This is a genomic window from Paenibacillus sp. FSL H8-0104, from assembly GCF_038050215.1.
In the GTDB taxonomy this organism is placed as follows: Bacteria; Bacillota; Bacilli; order Paenibacillales; family Paenibacillaceae; genus Paenibacillus; species Paenibacillus amylolyticus.
This window is the reverse complement of record NZ_JBBOTC010000001.1, coordinates 1627413-1639704: the sequence shown is the minus strand read 5'-3', so window position 1 is coordinate 1639704 and position 12292 is coordinate 1627413. Positions and strand designations below refer to the sequence as shown.

Sequence of the window (12292 nt, the reverse complement as noted above, 5' to 3'; positions counted from 1 at the left end):
CCAATTCCTCCTACATATTCATCATCATAAAAGCAGGTGCCCCGATCATGACCACAATCGTAAAAAAGATCAGTACCATTGGAAACACCAGTTTGGAAGAAGCCTGTTCTCCCTTCGCCCGACTGACAGCCTTGCGTTTCTCCCACAACACATGTGACAGATCCCGCAGCGCCAATACAAAGTCACCTCCCCCACGTCGGAAATTCAGCAGCACTGTTGTCGTAAAAATCGTCACTTCCTGTACGCCGCAGCGACGACTGAACTGTTCAAATGATTGTTGAAAAGAGTAACCATTATTCCAATCCCCCACCGTCTTTCTGAGTTCGTTGTACAACGGATGATTCCGTTCCCCCTGGCTTGTCACACAGTGAACGATGGCACGTTGCACGGTTTCCCCTGCGCCAACCAGCAGTACAATTCGGTTCAGTAGCTCAGGCAGTTCCATAAGAATATCCTGGTCTCTTCGCTGTACCTTTGTATTGAGGTCTTTGTAGAGCGCAAAAGGCAACGCTGCACCGAGCGCGAGCCCACCCACCATACCTCCGATGCCCATATCTCCAACGAGTGATAACAGGCAGCCCACCAGCAGCATGAGCCACGTGTAGGTCAACATCTCGGCGCAATACAGCATCGTTTTCTCTCCACTGTGCTGTATGCCGTACATTTTCTGAATGGCATGTTGCATTCGAAACATGAGCACTGGCAATCTGCGTCCAATCTCGAACTTGTCCAATATAAACAGGAAGGGACCATGCAATTTTTTCAGTCGTAATCCTTCCATATCCAGCTTGCGCAGATGCCGGTAGGTCTGCCCCCGGGTTCGATCCAGCACCAGCCATCCCGCTCCGAGCATCCCTGCGACTATAACGGGAAGCAGCATCGTTTCAGCTCCTTATACTTTGATATCCATAATGCGATTAATCCACATATAACAGCAGGCGAGTACTACCAATGCTCCACTAGAGATGAGGTACCCCATCCCGCTATATAACGGCTCCATAAAGTCCTTGGCGGTCAGATTGAGGAATATCAGAAAAATAAATGGAGCGGCAAACATCACCTTTGATTCGAACTTTTTCTGCGATACCGCGACCATAATATCCTGCTGAATATCCAGCTTCTCACCAATCACCGCAGAGGTACGACGCACAACCTCAACCAGATCCCCGCCAGTTCGTTTGCACGTAATGAACACATCTGCAAAGTTCGTAATATCTTCAATCTGCGCCCGATCCGAAAAATCCTGTAGTGCCTCTTCAATTGGTTGTCCATACTCCATCCGTGTCCGCAATATCGTGAACTCACGAATCAGATCGGTATCCGCTTCCGGGTTCAACATCCGCAGATCCTCCACGGATTCCTTGAATCCATTTTCCACCGATTTTCCTGCGGCCAGTGCCGAAGATAATGCATATAACGCTTGCTTAAAATGTAAACTGAGTGTCATTCTTCTTCGTTCCAACAGCACTTTAGTCCAATGTTTTGGTACCCATATGCAACCCGCAGCCAGGATCGCTCCAGCCAACCAGTGATGGTAGAACAGAATTCCGATGCCAAAAAACAGCAGACCACTAATCAGCATACAGACCATTCGTTGTCTCCGGGAAAGCGTATATACGGTGTAATCCGTCAACATCTGTCTGGCTTCACCCAACAGTAATCACCTTCCAATGGCTTTAATTCATGTTGTTATCTGATGAATCTATTCCAACACTATATTGTTCTATGTATTCATCCAGCCATTCCCCGAGCCCAGCCATCTGAATTTTATCCACCTGATTCAACTTTCCAACCTGCACTAACCCGCCAATAATTTTGCCTTCACGCTCTTCTTGTTCCTGGAAACGAAACAGTGGATTCAGCATAACCTCACCGTCCTGCATGCCAATCACTTCACTAATCTCTGTCACCCGCCGTGAGCGGTCTCGTAGCCGGGACAGATGTACAAAAATATCGATTGCTGAACTAATCTGCTGCCTTACAACCGCAATAGGAAGATCCGCACCGCTAAGCACCATCGTTTCGAGTCTGCTGATCATGTCCGAGATGGTATTGGCGTGCCCAGTTGATAAGCTTCCATCATGTCCTGTGTTCATGGCCTGTAACATATCCAGCGCTTCTGCGCCCCTGACTTCCCCAATCACAATCCGGTTCGGACGCATCCGTAAGGAAGATTTGATCAGATCCCGAATAGATATCTGTCCCTTGCCTTCGGTGTTTGCATTCCGCGTTTCCAGTGATACCAGATTGGGTACCGTAACAATCTGTAACTCAGCCGAATCCTCAATGGTAATAATCCGCTCATCGGCAGGGATGAACTGTGATAATGCGTTCAGAAAGGTCGTTTTTCCCGATCCGGTCCCACCTCCAATGAAGATGTTGTATTTGCTCCGTACCAACTGCTGCAATAATTCTGCCGCTTCTTCATGCAGGGCTCCCTTTTCAATCAGATCAGACATCTTCATCGGTTCACTGGGGAATTTACGAATCGTCATCGTGGGTCCTTTCAAGGCAATAGGAGGCAACACGATATTGACCCGCGAACCATCCTTTAAACGGGCATCTACGATTGGAGAAGACTCATTCACAATCCGGTTTACCCCGGACACAATCATCTGGATGATATCCTCGAGCCGTTCCCTGGACTCAAATTCAAGGGTGATCTGGCTGACTTCACCTTCCTGCTCCACAAAAATCTCCTTGTGACTATTGATCATAATTTCCGTAATATCGGGATGATCCACAAGTGGCTGCAAAATATCCAATCCACGAAAGGAATCAAACAATCGCTGTACCAGCGTATGACGCTCTCCTGAGGTCAGATCATCCAGCTTCGGGTCGGTGAGAACTTTGCGTTCTATCCCCTGCCACAGTTCATCATCTCCTGCGGAAGAGGTTAAATCGAGGCCAGCCCTGACTTCCCTACGCATCATCTGAAACTGTTCTTCACGATCCAGTATTCTATTGGATGAATCCGTCATAACGCCCACCGATCCTGCTTCTGAATTCGTCCGGTCTGCTTCAATTCTTCTTCGCCATCTTGTACCAGCATGGCACATAATCTCTTCACTTCACGTTGGAAGATCGGAGAACTAAGCATGACTTCCTCCTGACTGAGTTGCTTCCAAGAAGGGATATAGGGCAACACTGCATCCAGATGCAGATCAGGGCGTGGAAGTGCATTGACGACATTGTCCCGATATTTGTTAACCACAAAGCGTGAACGCTCGAGCATACTTTCATACAAATCTGGCTTCGTACGCTCAGCATGCTGTAACCATTGTCCCCAACGATGCATGGCAGATATATCATCCTCAACCAGCCAGACAAATGCATCTGCAGTATCCAGCACCCCTTCACTGCGCCCATCCCAACTGGAATCCCCATCCAGAATCAGCACGTCATACTGTCCACAATCTGTTAAATAACGAAGCAGATTCGACGTATCCTCACGAGTCATTTGCAACAGTTCTTTCCGATTCGATAATGGCCAGAACACATCGGATTTCAGCGCTTCATGCCGGACCACATATCCGTCTACGCCCTTCGATTGTAACTGTAACTGCTTGCCGGATTCTTTTCTGCCCACCTTCAGATCGTATAACAGGCGTGACAATCCCGTCTCCGTATCCGGGTGACGCTGCCCACTTCTAGTAAGTCCCTTTTCCAGAAACGGGAGCGTACTGTCCAGCGTCTCCAGATTAAGATAGAGAACAGCATATCCTGCAAGTCCCAATTGCTTCGCCATATGCAGGGCCACTGCCGTTTTGCCACTTCCACCCGAAGCGGATACTACACCGATGGAGAGAGTCTCTTGCCCTGGATGGTGAACCTTCTTACGGCGCGGCTGCCGGCAAGCATGCATCACAGCATCCAGCAAAGCAGGCAAGGGTTGATATTTCATCAGCCGCTTAGCCTCATCCACCTCCTCCATCCCTTCACTAAGCATTAGCCAAGGTACACCTGATACTTCTCCCCCGTTATTCAGCCAGTCATTCAGAAACTCCGGTTCCGCAATAACCAGATCCGGTAATTCTCTACCTTCTTGCTCTTTCATGTGATCCTTGAACGAATCCCCTTGGGAGAATGCTGTGAAACGCACATGAAGACCAGATGAATTTCCCTGTACATAATCAAGCCAGGCGCTAATGTAATCTCTATCTTTTGAAACCAGAACAACCTTCAGTACAATCAACTTTTCCTTCCCTCCCTGTCAAAAAGCACAAAAAAGCACCGTCCAATAACCGCATGAGTATGCGATATTTGGACGGTGCTTCCGTCACGTGCTATGAATGTATGGATAATATAGCATACAATTTCTGGGGGAGCAAGGGATTTATTCTAACCCTTTTTCCCTTAAGAGTTGTACGGTGAATCGAACTCAATAATGTTACGGTCCGGATCAAGCACAAAAATCTGCGCGAATCCAGCCACACTGTCAGGTCTTGCTTCATACTCAATTCCCTGCTGCTCCAACCAGGCTATAGTCCCTGAATAACTGGTGACCCAGATCGCAAAGTGACCGTCTGTAGTATCAATACCCGCTTCGCGTAACGTGTGACCCTCCGGGTGCTGAAGCAGATGAAGCTGCTGACTTCCGATAGCATACCATGTACCTGTGGAGCGGAAAGGAGGACGTTCAATCTCCTGCATGCCCAGTAACCCCGAATAGAATTTTTTCGCGATTTCCAGATCACGTACAGCCAGACTAACATGGTGAATGTGTGCATATTCAATCATCTTATATCTCCCCTCTCTACTTCAATATGACTATACTATAACACCTTCAACCCTGACCATAATCTCCGCTAAACAGAAAAACACCCCTGATTCTAATCCGGTAAACCTCTCGGCTCACACAAATCTAGTTCAGAGGTGCCCTACAAACGGCATACATTGATGCTCGCTTACCGCATTAAATCATCTTCAGCACATTTGGCATAACCAAATTATTTAGCGCTATCCAATGCTTCTTGTGGAATCTTGATCTCTTCCACTTGATCGTGGTTAGAAAATGTACTGTTCATCTTCATGTCCATCGTCATTTTCTGTCCATTCTGTTCCATCTCCATGACCATGTTTACATCCGTACCTGCAGGCAGATAGGTTTCCTTGTTAATCATATATTTCATCTTCATGCTTGTAATATTCATTTGTTCAAGCATCGCTTGGGTCTGGGCATTCGATCCGTTTTGCTCCATCACGGCTTTGGCCAGTTCCTTTACGTTATCACCGGATACATTAGCGTTAATGACATAATTGTCGCCATCTTCTGTAACTTCGGTGTCTTCCTCAATCTTTTTGAACTGATCCAATTCACCTTCTGGATTCATGCTTGCTTTCATCTGCTCCACCAATTCTTTGGTTTGAGCTTCAGGAATTTTAACCCATTGTTCTCCCACTTGTGAATAGATCGTATCTGAAGTGATGTATTGCTTTACATTCTGCGCTTCCTGCCCAGACATTTCCATTTTCATCTCTTGATAGATCATCATTGGATCTTTGATGATATCCATTTTGAGCGATGTTTTAACCTGTTGATCCTGTGACTGTTCACCAGCATCCAGTTTCAGATTCTGATCAATGTTTGCTTCAGTTGTGAAGCTTTTCATTTCTTTGGTTGCTGCATTCGTTTTGGTAATCAACTCATCCAGGGTAGGGATCTTTGTTTCCTGCTCCGCAGGTGTATTACCCTCGTTAGATGTTTCATTGTTGGTCGCTGGCGGCGTTGCCGTGTTGTCTGTGTCGTTTCCGCATGCTGCCAAGCTTACTGCTAATAATGCCCCGATAATTAATGTAGTCCACTTCTTCAAGTTGTTTTCCTCCCAAAATAGATATGATCTGTAGTCATTACCCAATTATTTCCGCTATTAATCATCAAATTTGGATACAATGTGTCGCACGAGACTTTTTCACAGAAATCGATCTTTGATCTCCGGTGTAGGCAACATACACGCTTCATCCTTGCCAAACCAGCGATAACGGTTGCGAGCAACCCAGTTATAGACTGCATTACGAATAAATTTCGGTATCATGATGAACACATATAACAACGGATAAGGAAACTTTAGACCCTTAGCCAATCGCAGTGCGGCGGTTGAACGTGTATAGTATTTTCCATTTTCAATCAGCACAAAGGTGTCCATACTATCTGTCGACAAATTGCCTTTCTTCAGCAATTCCTTGGCTACATCCGATTGAAGCGATGCAAAATGATATTTTCCTTCCGGGTCACGCTTGATAATCCATTTGGTTAAGCCCTGGCAGAAGTGACAGACACCATCCACCAGTACGATCGGATGTCCCTGATGCACATCTGTTTGATTTGCTGTCATATTGGCTGCCTCCTATTGTTGCGGTTAGAGTAACTTACCCAATCTGGGCCTTCTTGTTCACTAATTCTAAATTTATTTCTAGAGGTAGTTCAAAAAGACTGAACACCGCTCTTTTTGAACACGCATAAATGGGAAATATAAAGAAAAAGAGCGCAGGCATTGTGCCCACGCTCGTATCTGTCCGACAATTATTCCGTAACTGCCTTTTCCATCCATTGGTCATCGATCATCTGTTGATGCAGGTCACTTGCCCACTGGTCCATACATTTGCAAATGAAATCTTTGCGACATACTGGACAAGGGGTTTTCTGCAGACGGCTGATATTGGTCATCTTCCATTCCGGTGAACGGGTGTAGAATACACGGCATTTTGTACCGTCTACCAAATTCATTTTGAATTCATACAATCCGTCTTCCTTGTTACCATAAGCTAATTCTAAATCTGCAATACGCGGTCTATAAGACATGGATATCACCTGTTTAATTCAAATTTGGTTCATGCAATGACACTACTCAGTACTAAGTTATATTAAAGAAAATTCAGATCAATGTCAACTCGCGCATGTCTACCCGCCAAACAGAATATCCAGAATCGTCCCTACCTGTCCCTGTTTTTTCCCTTTCAAGACATCCGGATCAAATACTTCAACATACCCGCAGGAAGCACAAGCCACGAACAGGTAGTGATTATGCTGTATATCAAACATCTTACTCAGGCCTGCTCCTGACATGGAAACTTCCTTAATGTTACAATCCGTGCCCCTGCATTTTGTACACACAAATCGCCGCTCGATCATCTCTTCAATACTCATCTTCGTTCCCCCTTTATGGAATGTGTAGCATGAAGTGAGAGTGCAATTATGTAAAATAGTACGCGATCTGGCATCTAATCTCCTGCATCATGTCCTTATATGATAATCAACACAAAACCCTGCCGATTGCCAGCAGGGCTTTGTAGTCGAACATCAGGTATCTGGGATAACCTGCTCTATATGTTCCCTTTACTTACCAGGAGTCAAATCTTAAACTACGTTTAATACAACATCAATGTTGCCGCGTGTTGCTTTGGAATATGGACAGAAATCATGCGCCTTGCGGGCCAGTTCCTCTGCTTGACTGTGATCTACACCAGGCATGCTAACGTCCAGACGAACAGACAGCTGAAAACCGTCATCCGCAGGGTCTTTACCAATGGATACGTTACTTGTAACGACCACATCCTCCAATTTCACACCTGCTTTGCGTGCTACATTGGCAAGGGCACTTTCATAACATGCTCCATATCCAGCGGCAAAAAGTTGCTCAGGGTTAGTACCTTCACCACCGGAGCCACCAAGCTCTTTTGGCATTTTCAGATCATGCTTAAGCACGCCATCCGAAGAAGTCACCGAACCTGTACGTCCACCTTTAACTGTCGCTACTGCTGTATATAAAGCTTCCATTCAGAATCTCTCCCTTATCCATATAGTTTTTTACTGCCTTCCTTTCAATTTAAACTTCTGGCTCATTTTGAAACGCAATTTTGTATCTTTATCAGCTTTTACAACTTTATTATTTTCATGCATTTCAATGCCATGGCTGTATTTTCCCTAAGGTTGGGTAATATACGAAGGGGCATATTCAAGCTACAACCGAAATTTTGTGCTGATACATAAAAGTTGCACTAGACAAAAATAATTGAAGGAGTACAATGTAACAATAAACATAAAAATTTAGATATATCATGAGCGGTTTGTACCGCATCAATATCTCCAAATCAATAATTCAAAGTCAGGTGATTATCGTATGAGTAAAAAAAATCCGTTCAACGCTCCTTCAAGAGAATCATTATCTACTGCGGGCATGGCCCCTTCCCTTGGAGAAGCACATAGTTCCATGAAAGTTCCGCAGAATGCTGCATGGTGGAAGAAATTCCTCGCCTTTGTAGGCCCAGGATACCTCGTTGCCGTAGGTTACATGGACCCGGGGAACTGGGCAACAGATATCGCAGGCGGCTCGCAGTTCGGGTATACCTTGTTATCCGTTATCCTGTTATCGAACCTGATGGCCGTTGTCCTTCAGTCGCTGGCTGGCAAGCTCGGTATCGTCACTGGACGGGATCTGGCTCAAGCCTGTCGTGAACGATTCAGCATGCCTGTTGTTATGATGTTATGGATTCTGTGTGAGCTTGCCATTGCAGCTACCGATCTGGCTGAAGTCATTGGTTCTGCCATCGCATTAAAACTGTTATTTAACATCCCCATGTTATACGGCGTTATCATCACCGCAGTTGATGTACTCCTGATTCTTGTTCTGCAAAACAAAGGCTTCCGCGCTTTGGAAACTCTCGTCATTGTGCTGATGGCAACAATTGCCCTCTGCTTCGGGATTGATCTGTTTCTGGCAAAACCGGATATGGGCGGTGTTCTCCATGGTTTTGTACCAAATGTTGAGATCCTGCAAAACCCGGCTATGCTCTATATTGCCATTGGTATTATCGGAGCAACCGTGATGCCGCATAATCTGTACCTGCATTCTTCCATTGTGCAGACCCGTCAGATCGAACAGACACCACAGGGCAAAAAAGAAGCCATTCGGTACTCGACCATGGATTCTACGATTGCGCTGACACTGGCCCTGTTCATCAATGCAGCCATCCTGATTGTATCTGCCGCTGTATTTCACAGTGCTGGTATGACGCAGGTTGCTGAGATCGCTGATGCCTATCATCTGCTGACACCTCTATTGGGTACTACGGTCGCAAGTATCCTGTTCGGTGTGGCGCTGTTAGCATCAGGTCAGAACTCTACCCTTACAGGTACACTCGCTGGGCAGATCGTTATGGAAGGTTTCCTGAACATTCGAATTCCGGCTTGGCTACGCAGACTGGTCACACGTCTGATCGCCATCATCCCGGCGGTAATTGTGACAGCCATTGCAGGAGAACATGGCACAGAAGAACTGCTCATTTTGAGCCAGGTCGTGCTGTCGCTTCAATTGCCCTTTGCTGTAATTCCCCTGGTGATGTTCACAAGTGATAAAAAAAGCATGGGTGCATTCGCCAACAAATTGTGGCTCAAAATCATCTCATGGGTCATTGCCGCGATTATCGTTGTGCTGAATGTATATCTGATCATTCAGACGATCCGGTTGTTCTAATCTCATTTTAATTGGCTAAATACTAAAAAGGCTGATCAACTCCGGTATTTTATACCCAGTTGATCAGCCTTTATTGTTGCAATCCAATAAACAACCATCTGAATCTAATCCTGATTTGGCATCAGTAACGGCAAGAGTTGATCCAATGATTCAACAGTCCAATCCGCACGTTTGTCATCCGATAGATCTGGCTGGAATCTTCCGTAACCCTGCATAATTCGAATCGTACGCATGCCCAGATTCCGAGCAGGTATAATGTCGTTATCGATCCGATCTCCGATCATGACGGCTTCCTCCGGTTCACAACCTGCCTGCTTCAAGGCCACAGCGTATAACTCAGGGTCTGGCTTGGACACTCCTTCTTCAGCTGAACATGCCAGAACATCAACATACTTCCGCAAGCCGTAACTCTCCAGTCTCTCTTCCGTTCCAGGACTCTGATTGGCAATAATGCCAATGCGATAATGCCGTGACAACTGCTGAAGAACAAAATCTGCTGAAGGAAAAGGACGTTCAAGATCTTTTTGAAACTTCAGCTTGTCCTGAATCTGTTTTTGATGCCCCTCGTCTTCAACAAATGTGCGAATCGCCACTCTCATAGGCCATTGCTCATATTTTCGGTAACAGCTCGCGAACAGTTCGCGTACCGCCTCAATTGTCACCGGATACCCCAAAGCACAAGCTTCACGGACAAACTGTCCGATAATATCATCAACCGGCTCCCATTCATCCACCAGCGTATCTCCAACATCAAAAAACAACCATTTCAATCCACCTACATCCGGCACGCCAATTCCTCCTTGTAAGCCACAGGTGATTCCTGATCCTAATCGAGTTCAAAAAGTCTGGTTTTCAGTACCAAGAAGATGGAATGAAGCTAGAAATGGAGTAGCGGAGCGTAGGGAAAACTACGTGAGCCACGGACATTTCGGCTGAATTTCATATTCGATGCTGATGATGCCGTTAGGCATCCTTCGTAATCAAAAGCGGACTTTTTGAACAACCTATAGAAACCATAAAAAAGAAGACTCACCATCCTGCATGAGTCTCCTCAAACTTCCGTTTATCGATGAATCAATTTCATAATACCTTGAGTGAATTCTGAAATTGATTCTAATACATTCAATTATAACAGGCACCTTACACCTGAGCAATCAGAAGCTATGGCATTAACCATTGAGGAGAAAGCCAACTTCCCCATTGAGCGAATATACAATCCGGTCTGCGCCCATGCCCCGATAGATGCCCTTAGGATGACTCTGCTCCGTAATGACGCACAGGGATTTCGATGTCCATGAACGGCAGATCTGTAAATAACGACAGGTCAGATTCAGACTGTTCTCGAAAATAAACACGTTGCCTACGCTGCCCTGCGGCAAAAACCATTTTTGAGCTGCAGCCGTATTCATGCGAATGACATGTTCTACTCCGATTCTACGGAGTCTTCGCTCTTCCCCTGCACTGTTGGTTAGAACGGCAAACGGCATTTTTTTGTACATCAGCAATTTGATAAATTTGCGTCCTGCTTCATTTGGAGCAGTCACTAAGACCATCTCAGTATCCATCATTCGTTCCTCCCTTGGCGTGAAAAGACAACAAAAAAGAAGCGTGGGGGACCAAGGCCTCCCGAACGCTTCTTAAATAACCCATGGCGAAAACACCATGAACCAGCGTACGGCTTGTTGCCTCTCCCTTTAACGCTTACGAGGTTAGCTGACGGATTCGGGCGCGAGAGTCGCCCTATTTCCGGCTGTCACCGGAAAATTCACCCCATGAATGCCCACTGTCCTGGACAGCGCATTCCGTTGGTTCCCCCGTTTTCCACTCATCAATGAATGGAAACTCAGCGATTAAAACATCGTTCGTATATCTTAAGGATAAGATCGAGCGATATTATCGTTTGTTTCGTTTTTCAAGTACATTTTAGTTTAAATTGAAATTACGTTATGAATCATACACCCATGCCATGTCGGTGTAAAGTCCGCCCAGATCACCAAATCGGCAGATTTTTGCCAATTCCTATCCATAATAACGCTTACAACAAAGTTATACTCTATCTATCTCTTCAAGGCTATCTAATTCTCACTCTGGCGTAAATCACTTCGCAATTCATTCACGTATTCTGCACAACTTGCCTGTTTTGATTCTTTTAACACCATATTAGTTTTGCAATATTTAATTGCAACCAATATAATAGAAGATATAAGAGTAAATAAATGGAGGCGATTTAGATGACAGTCTACGATTACAAAGTGAATACCCTTCGCGGTCAAGAAGTTGAAATGTCCGACTACCGTGACAAAGTGCTCCTGATTGTGAATACGGCAAGCTCATGCGGCCTTACCCCTCAATTCAAAGGTCTGCAAGAATTGCAAGACAAATTTCAAGATGCTCCATTTGAAGTGCTTGGTTTCCCAAGCAACCAGTTTGCACAGGAAAAAGGATCTTCCGACGATATTGCCGAGTTCTGTCAGATGAATTATGGCGTGAGCTTCCCCATGTTTGAGAAAATTGATGTGAACGGCTCAAGCGCTCACCCTCTTTTCCAACACCTGAGCACAGAAGCTCCTGGCCTGCTCGGCTCCAAAGCAATCAAATGGAATTTCACCAAATTCCTCGTGGATCAGAACGGACAGGTCATTAAACGTTATGCTCCCAAAACAACACCGGACAAGATTGAAGAAGATATCAAGAATTTGCTGCAAAAATAATACACAGGCCACCCGTAGCCGGAAGGTAGAGCAACATTCCTCCGGTAATGGATGGCCTTTTTTCAACCCAGATGTCATACTGTTCGAAAAAGACAAAAAAAAGAAGCT

Annotated in this window: 14 protein-coding genes and 1 riboswitch; of the genes, 2 read left to right on the top strand and 12 right to left on the bottom strand. The window is 45.5% G+C overall.

What is annotated here, in order from left to right; all coding sequences use genetic code 11:
- Nucleotides 1-10: 10 nt before the first annotated feature.
- From NST38_RS07280 to NST38_RS07235, 10 genes are all read right to left on the bottom strand, one after another.
- Nucleotides 11-880, bottom strand: coding sequence for a type II secretion system F family protein (locus NST38_RS07280; protein WP_047842033.1), 870 nt, complete (start codon nt 878-880; stop codon nt 11-13).
- Between the two features lie 12 nt (nt 881-892).
- Nucleotides 893-1636 (bottom strand): type II secretion system F family protein, encoded by a 744-nt coding sequence (locus NST38_RS07275; protein WP_076251735.1) that lies wholly within the window; start codon nt 1634-1636, stop codon nt 893-895.
- A gap of 40 nt (nt 1637-1676) precedes the next feature.
- Nucleotides 1677-2981: a CpaF family protein gene (locus NST38_RS07270; RefSeq protein WP_101314092.1), complete on the bottom strand. Its 1305-nt coding sequence runs from the start codon at nt 2979-2981 to the stop codon at nt 1677-1679.
- Nucleotides 2978-4195, bottom strand: a complete 1218-nt coding sequence (locus tag NST38_RS07265) for a nucleotide-binding protein (RefSeq protein WP_076251547.1) — start codon at nt 4193-4195, stop codon at nt 2978-2980. Before NST38_RS07265 ends, NST38_RS07270 begins: the two co-directional genes overlap by 4 nt.
- Before the next feature lie 161 nt (nt 4196-4356).
- Entirely contained in the window at nt 4357-4740 is a 384-nt protein-coding gene (locus NST38_RS07260) for a VOC family protein (RefSeq protein ID WP_017690000.1), read from the bottom strand.
- Nucleotides 4741-4949: 209 nt separating this feature from the next.
- Nucleotides 4950-5813 carry a DUF6612 family protein gene (locus tag NST38_RS07255; protein WP_036669080.1) on the bottom strand — a complete coding sequence of 288 codons (864 nt, stop codon included), beginning with the start codon at nt 5811-5813 and terminating at the stop codon, nt 4950-4952.
- A gap of 99 nt (nt 5814-5912) precedes the next feature.
- Complete coding sequence (locus NST38_RS07250) at nt 5913-6335, bottom strand: thiol-disulfide oxidoreductase DCC family protein (protein ID WP_076251545.1); 423 nt, start codon at nt 6333-6335, stop codon at nt 5913-5915.
- Between the two features lie 188 nt (nt 6336-6523).
- The gene (locus tag NST38_RS07245; protein ID WP_036610814.1) at nt 6524-6802 is read right to left on the bottom strand and encodes a hypothetical protein; all 279 of its coding nucleotides are present in this window, start codon (nt 6800-6802) and stop codon (nt 6524-6526) included.
- A gap of 99 nt (nt 6803-6901) precedes the next feature.
- Entirely contained in the window at nt 6902-7147 is a 246-nt protein-coding gene (locus NST38_RS07240; protein WP_036610816.1) for a zinc ribbon domain-containing protein, read from the bottom strand.
- Between the two features lie 210 nt (nt 7148-7357).
- Nucleotides 7358-7777: an organic hydroperoxide resistance protein gene (locus NST38_RS07235; protein WP_036610819.1), complete on the bottom strand. Its 420-nt coding sequence runs from the start codon at nt 7775-7777 to the stop codon at nt 7358-7360.
- 400 nt (nt 7778-8177) lie between these two features.
- Between NST38_RS07235 and NST38_RS07230 the strand changes: the two genes are divergently transcribed.
- Nucleotides 8178-9473 (top strand): Nramp family divalent metal transporter, encoded by a 1296-nt coding sequence (locus tag NST38_RS07230; protein WP_036669231.1) that lies wholly within the window; start codon nt 8178-8180, stop codon nt 9471-9473.
- A 104-nt stretch (nt 9474-9577) separates the two neighbouring features.
- Here the strand turns inward: NST38_RS07230 and NST38_RS07225 are convergent, their stop codons facing one another.
- Nucleotides 9578-10261, bottom strand: coding sequence for an HAD family hydrolase (locus NST38_RS07225; RefSeq protein WP_076251543.1), 684 nt, complete (start codon nt 10259-10261; stop codon nt 9578-9580).
- 381 nt (nt 10262-10642) lie between these two features.
- Nucleotides 10643-11038 (bottom strand): hypothetical protein, encoded by a 396-nt coding sequence (locus NST38_RS07220; protein ID WP_076251542.1) that lies wholly within the window; start codon nt 11036-11038, stop codon nt 10643-10645.
- 118 nt (nt 11039-11156) lie between these two features.
- Nucleotides 11157-11332, bottom strand: a riboswitch (cyclic di-AMP (ydaO/yuaA leader).
- 372 nt (nt 11333-11704) lie between these two features.
- On the opposite strand from NST38_RS07220, the gene NST38_RS07215 reads away from it, so the two are divergent.
- Nucleotides 11705-12184: a glutathione peroxidase gene (locus NST38_RS07215; RefSeq protein ID WP_036610823.1), complete on the top strand. Its 480-nt coding sequence runs from the start codon at nt 11705-11707 to the stop codon at nt 12182-12184.
- Nucleotides 12185-12292: the final 108 nt, after the last annotated feature.